A 22,104-nucleotide genomic window follows, 5' to 3' on the forward strand; every position below is an offset into this window, starting at 1 on the left:
AACCAAATCACCCTGAAAGCTGCTGATTTGAACGCTACTGGTGTGTTGTACTACACCCTGGAAGCTGACGATTTCACTGCTACTAAGAAGATGATCATCGTTGAATAATTGTTCGTAGAGACGCGATGCATCGCGTCTCTATACCTTCCACGATAATAAGGGCGAAGGGCTGCCATTTGGCAGCCCTTCGTTTTTTATTTCAATTTTTCAATGACTTCTTTGATGCTTCGATAAATGGCCAATCCCGGCTGAGCCAGAAAAGGCCCGGGGAATACCCATTCTGCCACTTCAATATCTTCTTCAGCTTGAGGTATCAAATTGCTTTGGGGGGTGTGCATCCGATACCAATAAGTACGTTTAAGGATTCGTCTTTCTTTTGGATCCCGATAAGTATGATAGGTATAGTCAAGAAAATTACCCAGTGAAATTTCAGCGATTCCAGTCTCTTCTTCCACTTCCCTCACCGCAGCTTGTTCAGGGGTTTCTCCTGGATCAATTTTACCCTTGGGCAAATCCCAGGAACCACGGCGGTAAATCACCAACAGTTGCTCCTGAGCATTAAAAACACAGCCACCAGCAGCTTCAATTATTTTAAAATTAGAGCAAAAATCAGCCCAAAGCCCCTCCAAATTCTCAGAAAAAATGGTAATCGAGTCCAATTGCCGGCCTTTTTCCAACATGTCTGAATAATTCAAGAAAATTTTAGGCGAGCCATTATAGCGGGCCACGATATTGGTTTTGTCCCCCGGTATATTTCGAGCCAAAGCTAAATCCGAGGATAAAATGAATGGAATGTCGTTAATGTAGATTTTGTACATTTGTGTCTTTATTTTGTCGACCAAAAACCAAAGTCCGTTTGGAAATGAATGTTGCCACCGAAATAGCTAAAAGATTATTGCAAATAAAGGCAATAAAATTAAGTCCTCAAAACCCATTCACCTGGGCTTCAGGACTGAGGTCTCCCATTTATTGCGATAACCGCACCCTCCTGTCCTACCCTGACATTCGAGACAGGGTGGTTGAAGGGTTAGTTGAAAAAAGTAAACTTTTCCCCGATTTCAATCTGGTGGCAGGGGTTGCAACTGCGGGTATTCCACACGGTACACTACTGGCTGACCGGCTAAAACTTCCCTTCGTATATGTAAGAGCAAAAGCCAAGGAGCATGGTCGTCAAAACCTCATCGAAGGTGAGATTAAAACGGGTCAGAGGGTATTAGTCGTTGAAGACCTGATTTCCACCGGAGGAAGTAGTTTACAGGCGGTAGAAGCCTTGCGAGCTGAAGGGTGTAATGTCGTTGGGGTATTGGCTATTTTTTCTTACGAATTTGATGCCGCAAAGGTAGCGTTTCAACAAGCCAATTGCCACTTGGAAACCCTCAGCAATTACAGCATCATGACTCAGGTGGCTATTGAATCAGCCTATGTAAGCCCGGCTGATCAGGAAACACTCAAGCTTTGGCGTCATGATCCTAAACAATGGAGCGCCCAATGGGAAAACTAAAAATATAATTCTGTTCACGAACTATGTCTACAGCAGATAATTTTTATATTTATCGGTTAGTAGTAGGGCAAAAATAAGTGCTCATTTTTCTTAAGCCAAAGGATTAGAAAAGACACTTGAAATGAAGCGTTTTCTCCTCTAGCCCATTGGTAAAATGAGTACTAATTTTTGATCGCCCCTTAGTTTTAGCACCAACCAATTTAATATGTCGGTAATTACAGCTCAATCTGAACAATTTTTGTTTCAATATCTCAATAATGCCTCTCCGACCGGGTTTGAGTCCGCCGGGCAAAAGCTCTGGTTAGCATACATCCGACCATTTGTACACGAAACGGGTTTGGATAATTATGGCACGGCATACGGCATCATCAACCCAGGCAAGGACTTTAAGGTGGTCATCGAAGGACATGCTGATGAAATATCCTGGTTCGTCAACTTCATCACCGATGATGGTTTTTTGCACGTGGTCCGCAATGGTGGCTCCGATCAAATGATCGCCCCTTCCAAACGAGTCAATATCCACACACCTAAAGGAATCGTTAAAGGAATATTTGGTTGGCCAGCAATCCATACCCGTAACGGAGAAGAAAACAATCTGGCTCCAAAAGTTGACAACATTTTCATCGATGTAGGTGCAAAAAACAAAGAGGAGGTCCTCGAAATGGGAGTCCACGTAGGTTGCGTCCTGGTTTATGAAGATGAGGTAATTGCATTAAATGATCGTTACTATGTTGGCAGAGCGCTGGACAACCGGATCGGGGGATTCTGTATAGCAGAGGTTGCTCGTTTGTTGCACGAAAACAAAATTGAATTGCCTTACAGTTTATACATTGTCAATTCGGTACAGGAAGAGGTTGGACTACGTGGAGCCGAAATGATCGCCCAAAGCATCAAACCACAGGTTGCCATCGTCACCGACGTAACGCACGACACCAACACCCCTTTGATCAGTAAGAAAAAATTTGGCGATGTAAAGTGTGGCAATGGACCATCGGTTACTTATGCTCCAGCGGTTCACAATAAATTGCTTTCCCTGATCATCGATGCAGCAACGGCCAATGATATTCCTTTCCAACGGGAAGCTGCTTCCCGCCGAACTGGCACAGATACTGATGCCTTTGCCTATTCCAATGGCGGGGTGCCGTCTGCCTTGATTTCTCTGCCATTACGCTACATGCATACAACTGTTGAGATGGCCCATAAAGACGACGTAAACAATGTGATCAACCTCATCTACCACTCGCTGCAAAAGATTGAATACCAACACAATTTCAAATACTTCTAGTCGAAAAACACCAAATTGTAGAGACGCACAGCCGTGCGTCTCCAGGGGGGAATAAATCGTAGATTTTGCATTGGATTGAAATCACCCCCTATTTGAGTTCTTGAATGGCCCTTTCGATCACCGTATCCACCCCTCGATCCCGGTCACCTTTAGTCAAGACAACTTGAATATCCGGTGGCACCCCATTTTCAAAATTTTCACCTGCAGGGCTTAGTGTCCTGGAAATGGAAAATCTATAAGTCCAACCATTGGGCAGTTGTCCACCATTGGGTATACCCAAACCACCTCCAGTACGGTCACCAATCAAAACCATATTGTCAACTTCCCTGGCAGCAAGCGCAAAAAAAGAAGCTGCACTAAATGTCCCCCGGTCGATCAATACGGCAATTTTTTTGTTGAATTTGAAGCGGTCTTCATTGGGCTCGGCATAAGCTGGCTGTGGTCCTTCAAAGTCTTCCGGTCCGGGGCCAGATTTAAGGTAAGAGTTGTACAAAAGTGTTTTTTCGGGGACGATTTGATTCAGGATTTTAAAAACATTTGAGGCACTTCCACCCCCATTTTGGCGAATATCAAAAATCAAACCATTCATATTCCGGTAATAACTCAGCAGATAATTGACATGCGCAGGGGAAACCTTTCCTTCGAATGAATCGTACCGCACATAGGCCACCTTTTTATCGGCACCTACCACATTGTGCTCAAATGGCCCGGTGATGACGTAATCACTCTTCAGGTAATGCTCCCGCACCACTCTTACATCAATGTTTTCAGGGCCAAGTAGATCAAAGTCATAACGTGATTGCCGAAAAGGCGAGATCAGATTGACATGTCCATCCTTAAGCTCGTTCAGCATCCCAAACAAAACTTTGAACAACTCATCACTGGTCATTTTGTCTTTTATTTGTGGCTCGTATTTGCTCCGAATCGTGGACCAGTCGATATTTTTATACGCAAAAAAAGAGTATTTGTCGTTACATTGTTCCCACAAGTAATTAAAGTTTTCCCGAGGGTTATCAGCCACTTCTTGTTCAAAAATAAAGGTTTCGCAAGAAAAAAGCAGGAACAAAACTACAGAACTCAGGACTGTACTTAACTTCATGATGATTGAATTTTACCGCTCTAATTAATTGAGTCGAATCATGATTCCCAATACCATCTGATGGTGCCCCAATTCGAGGCGGTTGATGGTATTCGCGCTACGTTGAGCATCCCATAGATAAGTTAGGCGTAAAGCATTGCCATTCAAGAAATAATAGTAAGCATCTGAACGCCATTGCAAGCGAAGGCCCCCAAAATTCAGTTTATTGTTGGCAAAAACATCAGCGTCGCCATCCGAAAAGTCGTCGATATAGGCATAATCGGGTCGCCAAACGGAATTCAGCAATGGCAAACTGAGCTGAGAGCTCAATTTGATGTGCCTAAGCCCTTCCCGCTGTCGAATGAACAAAAATTTACCCGCTGATTGCTCATGGCTGTGTCGCCAGTTGATCTTAGCACTGGCAAAAAGTGTATTAATGCTTTCCCAGACCAAGGAAGCATTCAAAAACGCAGGGGTAACGCGTTGAGCAGAATAACCTCCCAGGTGCAATCCGGTGCGAAAATCGAGCTTACCCTCATCTTTTTCCCAGATTTTGCGCAAAAAGCGAGCGTTATAGTAAAATACGGTTGATTCGGAAACAAAGGTGGCCACTTTAGCTACACTACTCTCCCCCACTCCAATGCCACCATCTACGGAAATGTCCCAACGTAGTCCCTCAAAACCCAATTCCGCCATGCCTCCGTAATGAAATCCGCGATAGACAAGTGGGGAAACCCCAAAATCCCGGCTGCCCTGATAATCCAACAAAGCGGCTACATTAAAGAACTTCCCGTAACGAAAGTCCACCTGCTTGCTCTTCTCTTGAGCTAACAATTGCCCAAATAGTAGAAAGCAAAAAACGACAATACCGAATGAAACGCTCTTCATTTGAAATGGGTTATTATCCGGCAATAAGACTACAAAAATCTTGGGAAATTATGGTAAGTTCTTCGTAAAAAACCTAATTTCGGTATAAAGCAGTACAAACACAATGCAAAACGATACACTTTTTATCCGGCCAATCGAATCCAGTGACAATGAGCCGATGGCCAAAATCATCAGGGAGGTAATGACCGCCTACGGTGCAGTAGGAGACGGATTTTCCATCAATGATCCTGAAGTTGATCTCATGTACGATTATTACCAGGCCGATGGATGTGCTTATTTTGTAATAAGCGATGCCCAAAATCGAGTTTTGGGCGGCGCCGGAATCGGCCCTTTGCTGGGTGGTGACCCTGCAACTTGTGAGCTCAAAAAAATGTATTTCGTTCCGGAAGTACGTGGTCGGGGAATGGGGCAAAAAATGGTAGAACATCTGCTCAAGGCTGCTAAAAATCTGGGCTACAAAACTTGCTACCTCGAAACCCTAGATCGAATGACCGAAGCCAAAGCCTTGTATGCTAAAATGGGGTTTGAGCAATTGTGCGGACAGGTGGGCAACACAGGCCACAGTGGTTGTGACTCTTTTTATTCAAAAAAACTTGAATAAATAGTACTACTTTTGTATCTTAGGTTTCTTAGATGGTGGAAAAATTTCTTTACCACCTAAGAAACCTAAGACACTAAAGTAAATTTAGGATTATAAATAATGGCTTTCGTAATATTGTTGGTAGGCTCCCGAAGTCACTGCTTCCAACCATTCACTGTTGTCCAGATACCATTGTGCAGTCATTTTTAATCCATCTTCCGGATTAACTTGAGGCTCCCAGTTGAGTTCATTTTTCAACTTACTTGCATCAATGGCATAGCGCCGATCATGACCGGGGCGGTCTTTCACAAAGGTGATCAATTGCCTGGAAGTTCCCTGGCTGCGCCCCAGCAACTCATCCATTACATCGCAGAGATAATGAACCAGTTCAATATTGCGGCGTTCATTGTTGCCCCCTATATTATAGGTTTCCCCAATTTTCCCCTGGTGATAGATCAAATCAATAGCCGCAGCATGGTCTTCAACCCACAACCAATCTCGCGTATACAAACCATCGCCATAAACTGGCAAGGTTTTATTATTGCAAATATTATTGATAATCAGCGGGATTAATTTTTCAGGAAACTGGTAAGGCCCATAATTATTGGAACAATTGGACACAACTGTAGGCAAACCAAAAGTGTGGTGATAAGCCCGCACCAGCATATCCGAACCTGCTTTGGAAGCAGAATAAGGTGAGCGGGGGTCATAAGCAGTTTCTTCGGTAAAAAAACCAGTTTCCCCCAATGAGCCATACACTTCATCTGTGGAAATGTGATAAAAACGTTGGTGGGTTGGTTTATCCCAGTGGGCTTTGGCAACATTCAACAAATTGAGGGTGCCCAAAATATTGGTTTCAACAAAAGCCATAGGGTTGCTGATGGAGCGATCCACATGCGACTCAGCCGCCAAATGGATCACTCCGTCAAAGGCGTAAGTGGCAAAAAGACCCTCTAACAAAACATGGTCACGAATATCACCCTTGCAAAAAACGTAATTGGGCGCGTTTTCTACGTCCGTCAAATTGCTCAGATTACCCGCGTAGGTCAACAGATCGAGGTTCACAATCCGATACTGCGGGTATAGTTTGACCATTCTTTTTACCAGATGGGTACCGATGAAACCAGCACCTCCCGTAATGAGGATATTTTGAGTAAAGGACATGGTAATGAAGGTTCAGAGATGCAACAACCCTATCCGGGTTCTACAACAGTTTTAAAATATGTAAAAGTACGTTGCAAGCCTTCAGCTCGAGGAACCTTAGGCTCCCAACCCAGGATGTTTCTGGCCTTGGTAATGTCTGGTTGGCGCACTTTAGGGTCGTCTACCGGCAAGGGGCGATAATCAATATAGGCTTTCGGGTTCCCTACCAAATCGAGTATTTCTTGTGCGAATTGCAAGATGGTACACTCATCCGGATTGCCAATATTGACGGGTTGGTTGTAGTCGCTCAAAAGGAGGCGGTAAATGCCTTCAACCAAATCGTCAACATAACAGAAAGATCTAGTCTGGGAGCCATCTCCAAATACAGTCAGGCCTTCACCACGAATGGCTTGAGAAAAAAACGCTGGTAGCACGCGTCCGTCTTCTACCCGCATCCGAGGGCCGTAAGTGTTGAAAATTCTGATGATTCGAGTATCCACTTTGTGGAAAGTATGGTAGGCCATGGTAATGGCTTCCAAAAAACGTTTGGCTTCGTCGTAAACGCCCCTTGGCCCGATAGGATTCACATTGCCCCAATATTCCTCTGATTGTGGATGTTCCAAAGGGTCTCCGTACACTTCCGAAGTAGAGGCCACCAGAATCCGGGCTTTTTTTTCACGCGCCAATCCCAGCAAATTGTGTGTACCCAAGGCCCCAACCTTCAAGGTTTGAATTGGCATTTTCAGGTAATCAATCGGGCTGGCCGGTGAAGCAAAATGTAGGATATAATCAAGTTTACCAGGTACGTGTATAAACTTGGTAATGTCGTGGTGGTAATACTCAAATTCCTTGAGGGGAAATAGGTGTTCAATGTTTTGAATGTTTCCTGTCAGAAGATTATCCATGCCAACGACCTGGTACCCTTCTTTTATAAACCGATCGCTGAGATGCGACCCTAAAAATCCGGCAGCGCCGGTAATGAGAACTCTTTTCACTGGAAATTTTTTTACAGCTGTTTTTTTAAATCTGCCATAAAGATAAGGTTCGACGGCTGCTTTACCTAAAAGTTTTTTTCATGCATAGAGGAAAAGTTTAGTTTTAGGCCATCAAAAGTCTTACCCTACATGAAAAGAAGCCTATTCTTGTTTATTCTTGGTTTGGTGTATACCTTACAACTTTCCGCTCAAGCTTCTCAAAATGAGCCCAAGGGAGTAGTTTTGAGTAAATTTACCTACGGTGCTCAAATTCCTGCTGGAACTTTAAAAGAACGCTTCGGAACCAATTTCATTGCTGGAGGAGGCATTGATTGGCAATGGGGGCCAAAAAATTGGGTCTTGGGGGTGGATGCGCAGTACCTCTTCGGCAACCAGGTGAAAGAAGATCCCCTGGTAGGTTTGCGCACCAAAGAGGGCTACATCATTGGCAACGATCGTGAGGTAGCTGACATCCCCATGCGGGAGCGTGGATTTTATGTGGGGTTTTCGGCTGGACGGGTCTTCCCCGTTAATACCCGGCAATCTTCCCGCGCTGGTTGGCGTATCAATTTTGGCCTGGGTATGCTCCAGCATAAAATCCGCATTCAGGACGATCCCCAACGAACAGTAATTCAATTAACCGATGTGTACAAAAAAGGGTACGACCGCTTGAGCAATGGCCTAGCCCTACAACAGTTTTTTGGTTACCAGGCCATGAGCAAGGATCGACGCAGTAATTTTATGGCCGGATTTGAGTTCATGCAGGGCTTTACCCAATCGAGGCGCAGTTTTGATTTTGCTATGCAAAGTAAGGATGGGAAAAAGCGGGTAGATTTGTTATTGGGTATCCGCCTGGGCTGGATTTTGCCCTTCTATGCCGATAAAGCAGAAGAAATTTTCTACTGAGTTGGAATGAATCATCAAGAAAAAATTGAAAACAAAGCGTCGTCAATACCTAACTTTGTGTCCTTTGTGCTGCCACTGTGTCCTTTGTGATAAAAGATGTAGCTTTGGTGATTTTCTTTAGACCAAATGACTCATCCAAAACATACACTAACCTAGCGCTGATCATGTCCATTTTGTACACCCTTGGAATCTACCTATACCTACTTTTCATCCGAGTGGCCGCCTTATTCCACCCCAAAGCAAACCTCTGGTGGAGCGGCCGAAAAAATTGGGCCGAAAAACTAAGCCTCGAACTTTCCTCCAAAAGAGAAGCAAACCAAACCCTCATTTGGGTGCACAGCGCCTCTCTAGGAGAATTTGAACAAGGTCGACCTTTAATGGAAGCCATCAAAAAGGAGTACCCCGAAGTGTTCATTCTACTTACGTTCTTCTCTCCATCAGGTTACGAAATTCGAAAAAACTATGCTCACGCGAACCTGGTTTGTTATCTACCTGCCGATTTGCCCGGGAATGCCCAAAAGTTTTTATCCATTGTACAACCCCAGCTGGCCGTTTTTGTGAAGTATGAGTTTTGGTATAATTTTTTAAAAACCTTACACAAAAAGGAAATCCCAGTATGGCTAATCGCAGCGTTGTTCCGCCCCAAACAGCCCTTTTTTAAGCCCTGGGGGGCTTGGTATTTGCGGATTTTAAGGGACTTTGATCACTTTTTTGTGCAAAATCAGAGTTCGCTTGATTTATTGGAAAAGCATCAAATCCATCAATACACTCTCGCCGGTGACCCCCGTATTGACCGGGTGCTGCAAATTGCTGCTGAGGCAAAATCGTTTCCCTTGGTAGAATCGTTTGTACAGAACAGTACTGTATTGATGGCGGGTAGCACCTGGGGGCCAGACGAGGTTTTATTGGCTGGATTGTGGGGAAATCAGGAATTGTGTAAGGATTGGAAAATGATCATTGCGCCACATGAAATTGGGGCCAGCCACCTGGAGCAAATTGAGCAAAAGTTTGGTCCGCAATGCATCCGCTATTCGCAATTTCAAGCTGAGAACCATTCCGATCGCACGGTACTCATCATCGACAACATCGGCATGCTCTCAGCTTTGTACCGTTATGCCACAATTGCTTACATTGGAGGTGGATTTGGCACGGGGATACACAATACATTGGAACCAATGGCTTTTGGTTTGCCAGTCATTTTTGGGCCAAAGTACCAGAAGTTTGAGGAGGCCGTAGCGAATGTAAAAACGGGCGGGGCATTTGTGGTGCAGGAGGAACCAGACCTTGAAGCCGTTTTCACTCAATTGAAATACAACACTTTCAGAGCCCAAGCCTCCGCCTCAGTACAAGACTACTTGAAAGAAAATCGGGGGGCGACCCTGAAAATTATGGCTAGATTAAGAAAGACCATCAAAGACGAATAGGTTCCACTCCTACTTTCTAGTATTTCAAAATTTCCTCATTATTTTTGCCCTCCCCAAAAAACAAAATAGCGCATGCTCAATTTTGATGATTTCAACCAGGTGAATGTTTTAATCGTCGGTGATGTAATGATCGACCGATACCTGCGTGGCAATGTCACTCGTATTTCACCAGAAGCCCCAGTTCCGGTTGTCAACCTGGAAGCAGAAGACTTGCGGCTGGGTGGAGCAGCCAATGTGGCGCTCAATGTACGGGCTATGGGGGCCACCCCCATTTTGTGCAGTGTGGTGGGGCACGATGAGGATGGCCAGGCTTTTCGTCAATTGTTACCTGAGAATGGCATGAGCAATCAACATATTCTTCACTCCAGTACGCGCCGTACTACGGTCAAAACCCGGATCATGGCAGGGGCTCAACACCTCCTACGGATGGATCAGGAAGACACCCATGACTTGAACGACAGCGAAGTAGAGCAATTGCTGGAAATCATATCCTATGCTTTGGATACCCAGGATATCCATGTGATCCTGTTTCAGGATTACAACAAAGGGGTGCTTTCACCCAGGGTCATTCGGGAAGTCATTCTGGAATCCATTCGGCGTGGTATTCCTACTGCAGTCGACCCCAAATTCAACAATTTTTGGGCCTACAAACAAATCACCTTGTTCAAACCCAACTTGAAGGAAATTCGCGCCCAGTCGCCTCAACCAGTCCAAACCAATCTTGCCTCGCTACAAGCAGCTGCGACTTACATTAAAGCACAATTGGGCAATCAACATACTCTAATCACCTTATCAGAAAAAGGCCTTTTTCTGGAAACAGGAGGAAAGGGTAAAATTATACCAACCGAACCACGGGCCGTAGCCGATGTATGTGGGGCTGGTGATACCGTAATCAGTATCGTGGCTTTAGGACTTGGACTAAAACTTGATTTGCAGGAAATAGCGTTGCTGGCCAATCTGGCTGGTGGTCAGGTTTGTGAAAAAGTGGGTGTAGTGCCTGTAGATAAAGAACAATTGGGGCTGGAATATCTAAAGATAAAGGGCTATGAGCTATGAGCTATCAACCAACTACTCATTTAGCCAGGGATTTTGCTGGATGCAGATAGATGAGGGTTGGTTGCACATAGCTGGCAGCGATCACCGTTTCACAAAGCGTTCCTTCAATAAACACAAAGCAATGGTATCCCCCACACTCAACTTGCTTTGTGCCCGGATTTGATCCAGGTGTTCTTGTTCACTAAGGTAATCGGCATAAAGATCAACCGAAGAAACCATAGATCTGGAAGTTTGATAGATACGATATGGCAATCCAATCTCCCGGTTCTTGTTTCCTTTGGGGCAAGCCACCTTTAAACCTACTGGAGCTTCACCAAAGGAAAGGGTATCACCTTGAATGGAATAAGAACCACTCACTACCTGGATGGCTTCAGAGGGCCCATAGAATAGGGCTAGTTCAACGCCGTTGGCACTAAATTCAATGTAGGGTTTTTCCAGGTCTGGATACTGTCCACAATCGTAAAAGGTGGTTCCAAATTGGTCTTTATCACAAAATGGCAAGTATTGAATTTCGCCAATACCAGTTGTTCTGGCCTCAACCTCACGATAAGTACCTTCATTTTCGACTCTAAAAAAATGGAACTTTTTATTGTCGATTCCAGCGTATTCGTAACGTCCTAATTCCAGATTGGGTATAGCAATTGGATGCACAGTCCAGAAAAGGATGGACAAAAGGGCGAAAAAATTGGTGCCAAAAAACATGCTAATCTATTTCCTGATGAATCAATTAAAAGTCGAACAAAGTTCTGTCTGAACCCGAAATAAGCAAACAGAAGTAAATCCTTCTTGCATATTTCCGACAAACATCCCAAAAATAAAAAGTAAAACAAACTTAGCGCCTTGGTTTTTCAAAAAAATGATATTTTTAGCGAAAATTCGCTAAAACCAATTGGTTATGTCTGCTGTGCGCCATACTTTTTTACAGAATGTGAATAACCCTTTAAAAATGAAATGGTATTTCCTGCAAAAGTTACCTAGTTTGTTTTTTTGGGGAGTTCAGATCAAATCGGTAACGCCAGAACGTGGTCAAACCCGTATCCCTTTTCGTTGGCGAACCCAAAATCCCTTTCGCTCTACCTATTTTGCCGCACAATGTGGTGCAGCAGAACTCTCAACGGGCATGCTGGCACTTGCAGCACTTAGTGATCAGGTGCCCTGCTCCATGCTAATCGTAGGGATGGAGGCCAGTTTTGTCAAAAAAGCAACTTCCTGGGTCACCTTCACCTGTGAGGAAGGCGCTTCCATTCAAGCCTGCATTCAAAAAGCCATAGAGACCAACCAGCCACAAAGCATAAGCGTCACCAGCACAGGGGTACAAGAGGACAACGGTGCAGTGGTTGCCAAGATGACCTTCACATGGTCTTTTAAACGGAAGTAGTATGGTTGTGGGCAATAAAAAAATGAATGTTCATTTTCATAAGATTAGGCCGCCAAACAATTCAATTTAAGTTCCTTATCTAGTCCTATTGCCTAAAAAAATGAACATTTATTTTTGCCCTACTACTTGTTGCGTAGAGTTCTGTTATTTTTGCTGCGTTAATGAGCTGTCACCTATGGCTCTTGTTTTTCTCTACCAAATAAAACTTATTCCAAATGATCATTGGAGTACCAAAGGAAATCAAAACCAATGAAAACCGCGTAGCCCTTACACCGGCCGGTGCGTTGGAGCTCACCAAAAGAAAACACACTGTATACGTACAATCCACAGCTGGGGAAGGCAGTGGATTTGATGATGATGAATACGAAGCGGCAGGTGCAAAAATCCTTCCAAACATTGAAGAAGTATACGGCATCGCAGAAATGATCATCAAGGTAAAAGAACCCATTGAGCAAGAATGGGCTTTGATCAAGCCAGATCAACTCCTGTTTACCTATTTTCACTTTGCCTCTTATCAGCCATTGACAGAAGCCATGATCAAAAGTAAGGCTATCTGTTTGGCCTATGAAACGGTAGAGTTAACGGACGGTTCTTTGCCACTGCTTGTTCCAATGTCGGAAGTTGCAGGCCGCATGGCTATCCAGGAAGGTGCCAAATACCTAGAAAAACCCGTTAAAGGTCGGGGCGTGTTGCTGGGAGGGGTACCCGGAGTAGCACCAGGTAAAGTATTGGTACTGGGTGGTGGAATAGTAGGCACCCAGGCTGCTAAAATGGCGGCTGGTTTAGGTGCTGAAGTGTCCATTCTCGACATCAACCTACCCCGCTTGCGTTACCTTTCCGAAGTAATGCCGCCCAATGTCAACACAATTTTCTCAAACGAATACACCATTCGTCGTATGATCAGAGACCACGACTTGATCATCGGTGCCATCCTAATCCCAGGAGCCAAAGCTCCCAAATTGATTACTGCAGACATGCTCAAAACCATGCGCCCCGGTACGGTACTCGTGGATGTAGCCGTGGATCAAGGTGGTTGTTTTGAGACGACCCACCCGACTACCCACGACAATCCTACCTACATCATCGATCATGTGGTGCATTACTGTGTAGCCAACATGCCCGGCGCAGTACCCGCTACCTCTACCCTGGCACTGACCAACGCTACCCTTCCCTACGCCTTGCAATTGGCGAACAAGGGCTGGAAAAAAGCTTGCCAGGATAGTTTGCCACTACGCAAAGGCCTGAACATTGTAGGCGGAAAAGTAGTATACCAGGGGGTCGCCGATGCATTTGGCCTTGATTATACCGACGTGGAGACCTTGATGTAATGAATAAATCCAGGGAGTTTCTAAAAACTATCATTTAAGGGATTAGATGTTTTTAGAAACTCCCTAATTGGCTATTTCGAATCATTTTGTTAAATCACCTTTCAAACGACTACCTCTTGCTAATGCACAAGTAATACATCACCCTTGCCTTTAAATTTTTGGCCATCCAAGCCCAAGACCTCAATGCGCCAAACAAAAACCCCGGTATTCATCAAACAACCTTTGTGCATCCCGTCCCAACCGTGACCTTCCCTACGAGGGTCAAAATTTTCAAGGCTATACATCAATTCTCCCCAACGATCAAAAACCTGGAAAATCAGTATATTATCAATATCTGGTCCAACTTCAACATCAAAAGTGTCATTGAGCCCATCACCATTGGGTGAAAATGCATTGGGCACAAAAAAGCCTGCTTTGGGGTCTACGGTAATAATGGTTCTGGCTACAGCAGCACAACCATTGGTGTCAACAATATTGGCGGTAAACTCGGTTGTACTAAAAAGTTGAATATCAAAATTGCGACAGGTATCACATGACAGGGTCGTTGTGGTGGAATTTGTGCTCCAGCGGAAATTCTGCACGGAATTTAGACTCAAATTGGTCACAGACTGCAATTGTACTGTTTGACCTCGTTTGATGGTTTGCGCTGGGGACACTTGTAAATCAGCAGCTACTCCTGGGTTGATGACCACCGTTTGGTTCCAGGTACAACCTCGTATGTCTTGAACACCCAAAGTGTACAAACCATCTTTCAGGTTATTGAAGGAGGGGCTAGTGCCAAAAACGCCCTGTTTGCCCAGTCGATATAGAAAAGGTCCCTCTCCACCTCGAACATCCACAATTTCCAGAGCACCATTGTTCAGTCCAGCACAAGTAACGTGTTTAATGTTTAAGCTCAAACTATCCGGTGAATCAGCAAACACCTTAACAATTACTGTATCTGTGCTGCGGCATCCATTTAGCAAATTTTCAACCTCCAGGATATAGGTCCCTTTTTCATCCACTGTTGGCTGAGCTTCTTTGCGGTTAAAAAAAGCATTTTCGATCTGGTACCAGCGGAAACTGGCATTGTTCTGATTGCTAATTCCAATCTGGACACTTTGGTTTGTACAATCCAGTTCCTGGTCAGGCCCGGCCTCTGCAACTGGTGCCAGGGTATCTTTAATAATTTGTACTGAATCAAATGCAGCACAACCGTTCCCTTCATTCTGTACGCGCAATCGATAGATGCCGATTTGCCCCAATGTCAATTTAGGGTTAGTGGTCAGATTTACAATTTGACCAGCATTGGTACGTTGCCATTCGTAGGTCCAGGTCTCTCCTGGGCGTGCCTGGGTAATACTCAAGGTCACCGAATCACGAATACACGTCAGCGGTTCTGCTCCATAAATATCTGCTACTGGAGCCAAGGTATCCGGGGTAACCGTATAACTCGCTACCCCGATGCACCCAGTGCGGGTATCGATCAGTTGTAGAGAATATTTCCCACCTTGATTAATCAACAACTGAATATTTTGGGCATCTGGAATGTCCTGACCAATAGCGTCCTGCCATTGATACTGATAACGATTGCCTACCAGGGTTGAATTGCCCACCAAACTCATGGTATCCTCACGGCAGGACAAAACTCCAATGGGGCTAATGCTTAGCGTCGGGCGATAGGCCAAATCTTCCAATTGCATTGAATCCAGCGCACTAACACAGCCATACTTTTGATCAGTTACAATCAGTGTGTACAAGCCAGCCTGAGAAACTCTGGGGTTGCGTTGGTTCCTGTTGGTAAGGGTAATGCCTGGGCCAGTCCAATTATATCGACCTTCGCTGGTGTTTAGCCCTCCCAGTTTAATATCTCGCCAAATACAGTTGAGCACAGTATCTACACCTGCATTGGCAATTGGTAAAGCGATGTTTTGGATCGAAATGGAATCCGATTTCCGACAGCCATTTGAATTGCCCACTTCAAGATAGTAGGTTCCAGCAGTGTCAATTGTTCTGGAAGTTCCCTGGAAACCATCCCTCCATTGGTATTGTTCAAATCCTGGAGTAACAGAGATGGTCGTCTCCTCACCTTCACAAAAATAGGGTTTGCCGGAGAAGCTAAACTGAGGTACCGGTGCCTGGGTCAACAAGAAAGTATCCTGATTAAAACAACCATTAGCCCCCTGTACTCTGACTTGAATGGTTCCAGGGGCAAGCACACTAAAGGCTGTTGTTGTATCTGACCTATTCCATTGATAGGCTTTAAAGGTGGTAGAAGTACGTAAAGTTACGGTATCTCCAGGGCATATGGTTCGGGGGCCAACAATTTCAACTGGAGGGGCCAATTTGGGAAATACACTAATCAAAGCATTCCCCACACAGTTGAGATGATCCATAACTGTAACCCCATACAACCCTGGTTCTCGGATGATAATGCTATTGTCGGTTTCTCCATTGGTCCAGTTGTAGGTTGTAAAACCAGTTTCTACCTCCAAAACCAATGTATCTTTTTCACACAAAAAGCGGTCCCCTTCAATAATGGGAAATGGAAGCCTACTTTGTATCACTTGCACTGTAGCACTACCGGGGCATCCGTTAGCGCCCATTACCTGAACAGAATAGGGCCCAGGAGCACCCACTATAATTGAGCGAGCGGTATCGTTGTTGCTATTGGTCCATAAATAATTCGGGTAACCAGCACTTGCCGTAAGTATAGTGGTTTCGTTTCGGCAAATGACCAAATCTCCAGTGATACTGATGGGTGGTGAAGGTTTGCCTATGATGCTTTTTTGCGCCGATGCCCTACAGCCATTAAAATCGGTTGTAATCAAATTAAAATTACCTCCAGCCTGAATCTGGATAGCACCACTTGTTTCACCAGTTGACCAAAGGTAAGTTCTAAAACTACCATTGAGTGCAAAAAGCAAAGTCGATTGCCCTTCACAAATTTCTCTGGGGCCTGAAATATCAGGGGTATCTACCCTAACTGCTTTGACCGGGTAAAATGTTGAGGTTGAACACCCATTGCTGTCAACCACCATAATTTCATACCGTCCACCCAAGCCCACGCTTATGGCTTGAGAAGTTGCACCAGTAGACCATACATAACTGTTAAAGCCGGGTCCAGGATCTAAAATTACGCTAGATCCGATGCAAAGGACTTTTTCCATCCCCATGCCTCTCGGTAGTTTAGGCTTAACCAAAGGCAAATCGATAGAATCCCTATTGATGCAACCATTGGCTGAAGTTACTTCTAGTATGTATAAAGCTGGATTCCCTACCGAAATGCTAGAGGTGTTTCGACCGTTTGACCAATTGTATACGTTATATCCTGGGGGCGCATTCAAGGTCGCCCGAGTTCCGTCACAGATAACCTTGTCCCCGGTGATTTGTGGCTTGGGATTGGCCAAAATTTGAACACTGATGCTGGTGTCCCCCACACAATTATTGAAGTCCGTAACTGTTAAGGTGTAAATCCCTCCTTTGGAGATGTTGATCTCATTTAGGGTATCTCCAGTCGACCACTGATATATTTGGTAACCTCGCGAAGTGCTCAAATCCACTGTATCACCTTCGCACAATTGACTAGGGCCCTGGATGGAAGGAATGGGATTAGGCACAAGTACTACATTTACAGAATCCTCTCCTGTACACCCATTCTGATCCGTTACCCGAACCGTAAGTGGGCCAGGTCGGTTGATTTGTGTACTGGTGGTGTTAGTACCAGTCGACCAAGCGTAAATAGAATAACTGGCCGATAGACGAACTGTACTGGTTTCTCCTGGGCACAACACCAAATCACCTTCAATATCAGGCGTAGGGCTCGATAGAACCTGAAGTGGCAATGAATCGATCCCCATACATCCATTTGCCGCAGTTACAGTCACTGTGTAATTGGATGGAATATTTACCGAAATACTCGAAGTAGTTGCTCCATTGGACCAAAGGTAATCCCGATAATTTCCTGGGGTTAGTACTGCTCGTTCACCGCTACAAATAGTCGTTGGTCCTGAAATAATGGGGCGTGGATATGGAATGGTGTCAATTGTAGCAGCCGCAACACCCTGGCAACCAAAGGCATCTGTAACTGACACCAAGTAAGTAGCTGGAATTTTAATGGTAATACTCGTACTGGTATCACCAGTTGACCAAAGGTATGCACGGAAACCGGGGTCAGCAATCAAGGTAGCACTTTCATTACCACAGAAAAACTTGTCTCCTCCAACTTGAATGGCCGGGTTAGATCGCTCAATAATACTAATACTGTTTGAAGCAGTACAACCAAATTCACTGGTAACTGTCAGACTCACTGGCCCAGGGCTATTAATCTCAATGTCCTGAGTAGTTGCATTATTGCGTGACCACCGATAAGAAAAACGTCCATTTGGTCCGCTAATGATGGTGCTCTTATCTTGACAGAAAAAGGTTGCCCCTCGAATATCCGCAGGCGGGTTACTTTTTACATCGACCATTATGGAGCCAACAATGTTACAACCTTCTTTGTCTGTAACTGTAACTGTGTATTTTCCTGCTGTATTGACCAAAATAGAATTGGTAGTGCCCAGGAGTGGATTATCCCAGCGATAGGTATCAAAAGTATCGATAACTGTCAATCGAGTGCTTTCGCCCACACAAAGAATGGTATCTCCAGTAATCAACGGATTGGGAATCTTTTTTTCAATGATCTGAATCGCGTCGGTGCCTTTACAGCCATCATTGGAGGTTACCGTTACACTATAATTCCCTGCACCAACCGAAGGTAAAGTTGAATTACGGCTACCGTCCTGCCATATATATTCAGCAAATCCCGCAGGAGCTTGAACTGTGGTAAAAGAACCCGCGCACAATACGGTATCGGCCGATAGTTTCACCTGTGGCGCCGGTGTCACAATGATGACTACCGAATCAGAGTGGACACAATTCCCCTCTTCAACCGTGAATTCATAGACCAAGCGCCCTGAAAAACTGATTGGTATGTCAACAACGGCATTGGTCCGACCATTCGGTTTGATAAAGGCAGCTCCGGCTCCTTTAGCCCGCCAAATATAGGTTTCTCCGTTATTGGTAAAGGAGGCCGAACCTGTCAGATTAAGGCTGGTACCCGCACAAACAGTAGTATCCCTACTGGTGGTGAGTTGAACCAGATCGCAGTTTGGATTGGCGATACAGTTCAAGAAAGGAGCTGCTGGGCCATCCCAGTCAAAAACAAAATCCTGGACTTTGGTAGAATCAAATACAGGCAGGCAAACTCCCACAAAAAAATCGACCAATAAAAAGTAACCTTGTCCCGGCTGTACAATCATTGGTTTTAAAAAGCCATCACCAACGAGGCCCTCAGTGGTGTCCTGCGAAGAGGGCCGCATCCCCGTTTCAAGAGAATCAATTGCACTGGTTGGCGGTTGGAAAAATGAACATCGTATGGGATTTCCAAGACTATCACAATGCAATTGACCTGGATAAATGGCGAAGTCAAAGTCCTGGATACAATTGGCTTCAATTTTATCTACAATTTTGAACCAAACCAGGCTATTTGGAGGCATGTCCTTTCGGAATTCAAAATAAAACCAACTACTGATGTTTTCCCCCCTTTGCAAACAGCCCTGGCGGTTTTTGAGGTTGGCAAAATCATCAATACCACGTCCCAACGGCAAAAATGAAAAAGTGCTATCGCTACAAATCACTTTTGCGGTTCGACAATCGGTATTTGGCTTTTGTGCCTGAACATAAAACGAAAATAAGATGGGTAAGACCCAAATCGAGTTTTTGAGATAACGGATTCCCATGATTGTTTTTTTAGTTGCCCCTCAACTCCAAAGACAATGGTCTTTGAAGTGCCAGTGTTCCAATAAATGGCACCCGGGATAGATGCAATTTACCAATCATATGTTCACAGGAATGCTAAGGCTGGAATGCAGACCTGAATGGATAGAATAGATGTCATTTTTTTTAAAGTAACGCAAAAAACGGCCAGATAGGTACGTGAGGGGACCGTACAAAAACAAAAATAAAGTATATTTTTTAAACGAGAAGGGATTTTTGAAAAACTTGTAGCGAAAAGACCAACAGAAAAGGGTTCGCATCTGCGAACCCCCTTATTTTGCTATAGCTTCCGCCGTTGTAATGTTTTCATTTTTATAATCTCTTTCAATCAGGCCATCCCGCATGCGCACGATCCGGTGGGCATGATCGGCAATATCTGGTTCGTGAGTAACCAGGATAATGGTATTGCCTGCTTTATGGATTTGTTCGAACAAGACCATGATTTCATAAGAGGTGGCTGAGTCGAGGTTACCCGTAGGTTCATCTGCCAGGATAATCGAAGGGTCATTGACCAGAGCCCGGGCGATGGCCACCCTTTGTCTTTGTCCACCCGAAAGTTCATTGGGGTTGTGATCCATACGATCAGCGAGTCCAACGGCTTCCAACATGGCCCGAGCCTTTTCCAGGCGAGCGTTTTTGCTGATGCCTGCATAGACTAAAGGTAAGGCAACATTTTCCAAAGCTGAAAGCCGGGGTAACAGATTGAAAGTTTGAAAAACGAAGCCGATTTCTTTGTTCCGCACCTCAGCCAATTCGGCATCGGTCATGGAGCTCACGTTGACACTGTTGAGAAAGTAATCTCCGCCAGTAGGTGTATCCAAACAACCCAGCACGTTCATCAAGGTTGACTTTCCAGAACCAGAAGGTCCCATCAGTGCGACATATTCATTTTTAAAAATGTTCAGACTCACCGACTGAAGGGCATTCACCTGGGTATCTCCCATGATGTAGGTCTTCTTGAGCTCACGAAAAGAAATGATCGGTTCCATGTACAAAGATTTGTGTTGTCTGTGCAAAATGCACTTTAAAGATCAATCACCTTTGGTACCATAAAGAATGTCCCGTCTTGTTGGGGCGCATTGGATAAGGCTTTTTCCCGGTCTACCTGGTTTTGCACCTGATCTTCGCGCCATACGTTGACATCTTCGTTTAGATATACCAAAGGTTCTACATTATTGGTATCTAATTCCTGAAGCTTCTCCACCATAGTCAAAATATTACCAAGGTCCTTTTGCAAGGATTGGCGTTCGGCATCAGAAAGTTCTAAACGGGCCAAATGTTCCAGTCTCGAAATTAATGTTCCAGTGATGGTCATGATAAATTCTTAGATAAGTAGGCGATTTTGTTCGACAGCGGCAAAAATACATTTAATCCTTGCATTAATTTTCTAAACTTCTTAAAGGATAATTCGCGCTGCTCAACAAAAAACGTATTTTAGCCGCGTTACACAGTGTAGTACCGTATAAGTTACTTTAGAACAAAGTATGAATCAGCAAGACCAAGTCTCCAAAATCAAGCACGTGGCCATTGCCGGAAATATTGGCGCCGGAAAAACGACCCTTTGTACGCAATTGGGCAAAAGTTTTAACTGGGACATTCACTACGAATCCGCCGACGACAACCCTTACCTGGTTGATTTTTATAACGACATGAACCGTTGGTCCTTCAACCTACAGATCTACTTTTTAAATAGCAGGTACCAGCAGATTCTTTCCATCCTCAGCGGTGAAAAAACGGTCATTCAGGATCGCACCATATACGAAGATGCCTACATTTTCGCTCGTAACCTGTACGATATGGGTCTGATGACTGGACGGGACTATCACAATTACCTGGATTTGTTCGAAACGATGTCTTCTCAAATCCAGCCACCGGACTTACTTATTTACCTGCGGGCCAGCATACCAACCCTGGTTGATCACATCCAGATGCGGGGTCGGGATTATGAAGGCAGTATCAGTTTGGACTACCTGCGCCGCCTCAACGAAAAGTACGAAGCCTGGATTGAAACCTACAACCACGGTCGATTGCTAATCATCAATGCAGATGATATTGATTTTGCCCGCAGCCAAGACGACTTGTCCAAGGTAGTAAATATGGTACAGGGTGAGTTGCACGGGTTATTTTAAAGTTTTACTTTGAGTGGTGAGAAAAAAATCCACCATGAAATCCACCTTATGTTTACTGGTATTGGTTGGCCTTGGCCTGGCTTGTTCCCAGGTTCAAAAAACAGCTCCTGCAACCATCATTTTGCAAAACGCTCGCATTTGGACCAGCAATCCAGCCCAACCCTGGGCTGAAGCATTAGCCATTCGAGGAGACAGCATTGTATTTGTGGGGTCGAGTCAAGATATACCAAAAGACCTTTTGTCTGAAGCCAAAATGGTTATGGATGCCAAAGGGCAAATGGTCACCCCAGGCTTCATTGACTCCCACGTTCACTTTATCGATGCTGGTTTGAATTTGGCTTCGGTTCAACTACGCGACGCCAAAACCAAAGCCATTTTTATCCAGCGCATTGCCGATTTTGCCAAAACTGTGCCGCCCGGCACCTGGATCACCGGCGGCGACTGGGACCATACCCTATGGGGAGGTGAGTTACCCGCTGCAGCCTGGATTGATGAGGTTACTCCCAATCATCCCGTTTTTCTCAATCGCCTGGATGGTCACATGTCTCTTGCAAATGGTGCAGCCATGAAAGCAGCCGGGATTACTGCCGACACCAAAGAAGTGGAAGGTGGAGCTATCGTGCGCGATCCCAAGG

Annotated in this window: 19 protein-coding genes; 10 read left to right on the forward strand and 9 right to left on the reverse strand. The window is 44.8% G+C overall.

Annotated elements, in window-relative coordinates; genetic code table 11:
* Positions 1–194: 194 nt before the first annotated feature.
* Positions 195–818 (reverse strand): NUDIX hydrolase, encoded by a 624-nt coding sequence (locus SFV55_RS10735; RefSeq protein ID WP_320029498.1) that lies wholly within the window; start codon positions 816–818, stop codon positions 195–197.
* 44 nt (positions 819–862) lie between these two features.
* Here SFV55_RS10735 and pyrE point away from each other — a divergent pair, with 44 nt between their 5' ends.
* Together pyrE and SFV55_RS10745 are read left to right on the forward strand one after the other, a co-directional pair.
* Positions 863–1,501, forward strand: coding sequence for an orotate phosphoribosyltransferase (pyrE, locus tag SFV55_RS10740; protein WP_320029499.1), 639 nt, complete (start codon positions 863–865; stop codon positions 1,499–1,501).
* A 205-nt stretch (positions 1,502–1,706) separates the two neighbouring features.
* Positions 1,707–2,786 carry a M42 family metallopeptidase gene (locus SFV55_RS10745; protein ID WP_320029500.1) on the forward strand — a complete coding sequence of 360 codons (1,080 nt, stop codon included), beginning with the start codon at positions 1,707–1,709 and terminating at the stop codon, positions 2,784–2,786.
* An 88-nt stretch (positions 2,787–2,874) separates the two neighbouring features.
* Here SFV55_RS10745 and SFV55_RS10750 read toward each other — a convergent pair whose 3' ends face one another.
* Positions 2,875–3,885 carry a S41 family peptidase gene (locus tag SFV55_RS10750; RefSeq protein ID WP_320029501.1) on the reverse strand — a complete coding sequence of 337 codons (1,011 nt, stop codon included), beginning with the start codon at positions 3,883–3,885 and terminating at the stop codon, positions 2,875–2,877.
* Between the two features lie 24 nt (positions 3,886–3,909).
* Positions 3,910–4,752: a hypothetical protein gene (locus SFV55_RS10755; protein ID WP_320029502.1), complete on the reverse strand. Its 843-nt coding sequence runs from the start codon at positions 4,750–4,752 to the stop codon at positions 3,910–3,912.
* Positions 4,753–4,855: 103 nt separating this feature from the next.
* On the opposite strand from SFV55_RS10755, the gene SFV55_RS10760 reads away from it, so the two are divergent.
* Positions 4,856–5,353, forward strand: a complete 498-nt coding sequence (locus tag SFV55_RS10760; protein ID WP_320029503.1) for a GNAT family N-acetyltransferase — start codon at positions 4,856–4,858, stop codon at positions 5,351–5,353.
* A gap of 90 nt (positions 5,354–5,443) precedes the next feature.
* On the opposite strand, the gene rfbB is transcribed toward SFV55_RS10760, so the two are convergent.
* On the reverse strand, positions 5,444–6,496 hold the full coding sequence (gene rfbB, locus SFV55_RS10765; protein ID WP_320029504.1) for a dTDP-glucose 4,6-dehydratase: 1,053 nt from the start codon (positions 6,494–6,496) through the stop codon (positions 5,444–5,446).
* Positions 6,497–6,525: 29 nt separating this feature from the next.
* Positions 6,526–7,470: a UDP-glucuronic acid decarboxylase family protein gene (locus SFV55_RS10770; protein WP_320029505.1), complete on the reverse strand. Its 945-nt coding sequence runs from the start codon at positions 7,468–7,470 to the stop codon at positions 6,526–6,528.
* Between the two features lie 129 nt (positions 7,471–7,599).
* Between SFV55_RS10770 and SFV55_RS10775 the strand changes: the two genes are divergently transcribed.
* From SFV55_RS10775 to SFV55_RS10785, 3 genes are all read left to right on the forward strand, one after another.
* Positions 7,600–8,355: a hypothetical protein gene (locus SFV55_RS10775; protein WP_320029506.1), complete on the forward strand. Its 756-nt coding sequence runs from the start codon at positions 7,600–7,602 to the stop codon at positions 8,353–8,355.
* 164 nt (positions 8,356–8,519) lie between these two features.
* Entirely contained in the window at positions 8,520–9,779 is a 1,260-nt protein-coding gene (locus tag SFV55_RS10780) for a 3-deoxy-D-manno-octulosonic acid transferase (protein WP_320029507.1), read from the forward strand.
* 72 nt (positions 9,780–9,851) lie between these two features.
* Positions 9,852–10,835, forward strand: a complete 984-nt coding sequence (locus tag SFV55_RS10785) for a bifunctional ADP-heptose synthase (RefSeq protein ID WP_320029508.1) — start codon at positions 9,852–9,854, stop codon at positions 10,833–10,835.
* An 81-nt stretch (positions 10,836–10,916) separates the two neighbouring features.
* On the opposite strand, the gene SFV55_RS10790 is transcribed toward SFV55_RS10785, so the two are convergent.
* Positions 10,917–11,537 (reverse strand): hypothetical protein, encoded by a 621-nt coding sequence (locus SFV55_RS10790; protein ID WP_320029509.1) that lies wholly within the window; start codon positions 11,535–11,537, stop codon positions 10,917–10,919.
* A gap of 193 nt (positions 11,538–11,730) precedes the next feature.
* On the opposite strand from SFV55_RS10790, the gene SFV55_RS10795 reads away from it, so the two are divergent.
* Positions 11,731–12,213 (forward strand): DUF4442 domain-containing protein, encoded by a 483-nt coding sequence (locus SFV55_RS10795; protein WP_320029510.1) that lies wholly within the window; start codon positions 11,731–11,733, stop codon positions 12,211–12,213.
* A gap of 215 nt (positions 12,214–12,428) precedes the next feature.
* The gene (ald, locus tag SFV55_RS10800) at positions 12,429–13,541 is read left to right on the forward strand and encodes an alanine dehydrogenase (protein WP_320029511.1); all 1,113 of its coding nucleotides are present in this window, start codon (positions 12,429–12,431) and stop codon (positions 13,539–13,541) included.
* 119 nt (positions 13,542–13,660) lie between these two features.
* On the opposite strand, the gene SFV55_RS10805 is transcribed toward ald, so the two are convergent.
* The 3 genes from SFV55_RS10805 to gatC form a co-directional block, all read right to left on the reverse strand.
* The gene (locus SFV55_RS10805) at positions 13,661–19,303 is read right to left on the reverse strand and encodes a gliding motility-associated C-terminal domain-containing protein (protein ID WP_320029512.1); all 5,643 of its coding nucleotides are present in this window, start codon (positions 19,301–19,303) and stop codon (positions 13,661–13,663) included.
* A gap of 309 nt (positions 19,304–19,612) precedes the next feature.
* A complete protein-coding gene (locus tag SFV55_RS10810) occupies positions 19,613–20,329 on the reverse strand; it encodes an ABC transporter ATP-binding protein (RefSeq protein ID WP_320029513.1) in 717 nt (238 codons plus the stop codon).
* Between the two features lie 35 nt (positions 20,330–20,364).
* The gene (gatC, locus tag SFV55_RS10815; RefSeq protein WP_320029514.1) at positions 20,365–20,655 is read right to left on the reverse strand and encodes an Asp-tRNA(Asn)/Glu-tRNA(Gln) amidotransferase subunit GatC; all 291 of its coding nucleotides are present in this window, start codon (positions 20,653–20,655) and stop codon (positions 20,365–20,367) included.
* Positions 20,656–20,824: 169 nt separating this feature from the next.
* Between gatC and SFV55_RS10820 the strand changes: the two genes are divergently transcribed.
* Positions 20,825–21,469, forward strand: coding sequence for a deoxynucleoside kinase (locus SFV55_RS10820; RefSeq protein ID WP_320029515.1), 645 nt, complete (start codon positions 20,825–20,827; stop codon positions 21,467–21,469).
* Positions 21,470–21,503: 34 nt separating this feature from the next.
* Positions 21,504–22,104, forward strand: a 601-nt coding sequence (locus SFV55_RS10825; RefSeq protein WP_320029516.1) for an amidohydrolase family protein, incomplete at its 3' end; no start/stop codon positions are given.

The sequence above is a fragment of the Haliscomenobacter sp. genome, from assembly GCF_033763495.1.
Lineage (GTDB): Bacteria > Bacteroidota > Bacteroidia > Chitinophagales > Saprospiraceae > Haliscomenobacter.

What these genes read in the sequence shown, in the direction of transcription:
- SFV55_RS10735 (WP_320029498.1), bottom strand. Translation starts at nt 818, where the DNA reads ATGTACAAAATCTACATTAACGACATTCCATTCATTTTATCCTCGGAT.
- pyrE (WP_320029499.1), top strand. Translation starts at nt 863, where the DNA reads ATGAATGTTGCCACCGAAATAGCTAAAAGATTATTGCAAATAAAGGCA.
- SFV55_RS10745 (WP_320029500.1), top strand. Translation starts at nt 1,707, where the DNA reads ATGTCGGTAATTACAGCTCAATCTGAACAATTTTTGTTTCAATATCTC.
- SFV55_RS10750 (WP_320029501.1), bottom strand. Translation starts at nt 3,885, where the DNA reads ATGAAGTTAAGTACAGTCCTGAGTTCTGTAGTTTTGTTCCTGCTTTTT.
- SFV55_RS10755 (WP_320029502.1), bottom strand. Translation starts at nt 4,752, where the DNA reads ATGAAGAGCGTTTCATTCGGTATTGTCGTTTTTTGCTTTCTACTATTT.
- SFV55_RS10760 (WP_320029503.1), top strand. Translation starts at nt 4,856, where the DNA reads ATGCAAAACGATACACTTTTTATCCGGCCAATCGAATCCAGTGACAAT.
- rfbB (WP_320029504.1), bottom strand. Translation starts at nt 6,496, where the DNA reads ATGTCCTTTACTCAAAATATCCTCATTACGGGAGGTGCTGGTTTCATC.
- SFV55_RS10775 (WP_320029506.1), top strand. Translation starts at nt 7,600, where the DNA reads ATGAAAAGAAGCCTATTCTTGTTTATTCTTGGTTTGGTGTATACCTTA.
- SFV55_RS10780 (WP_320029507.1), top strand. Translation starts at nt 8,520, where the DNA reads ATGTCCATTTTGTACACCCTTGGAATCTACCTATACCTACTTTTCATC.
- SFV55_RS10785 (WP_320029508.1), top strand. Translation starts at nt 9,852, where the DNA reads ATGCTCAATTTTGATGATTTCAACCAGGTGAATGTTTTAATCGTCGGT.
- SFV55_RS10790 (WP_320029509.1), bottom strand. Translation starts at nt 11,537, where the DNA reads ATGTTTTTTGGCACCAATTTTTTCGCCCTTTTGTCCATCCTTTTCTGG.
- SFV55_RS10795 (WP_320029510.1), top strand. Translation starts at nt 11,731, where the DNA reads ATGTCTGCTGTGCGCCATACTTTTTTACAGAATGTGAATAACCCTTTA.
- ald (WP_320029511.1), top strand. Translation starts at nt 12,429, where the DNA reads ATGATCATTGGAGTACCAAAGGAAATCAAAACCAATGAAAACCGCGTA.
- SFV55_RS10805 (WP_320029512.1), bottom strand. Translation starts at nt 19,303, where the DNA reads ATGGGAATCCGTTATCTCAAAAACTCGATTTGGGTCTTACCCATCTTA.
- SFV55_RS10810 (WP_320029513.1), bottom strand. Translation starts at nt 20,329, where the DNA reads ATGGAACCGATCATTTCTTTTCGTGAGCTCAAGAAGACCTACATCATG.
- gatC (WP_320029514.1), bottom strand. Translation starts at nt 20,655, where the DNA reads ATGACCATCACTGGAACATTAATTTCGAGACTGGAACATTTGGCCCGT.
- SFV55_RS10820 (WP_320029515.1), top strand. Translation starts at nt 20,825, where the DNA reads ATGAATCAGCAAGACCAAGTCTCCAAAATCAAGCACGTGGCCATTGCC.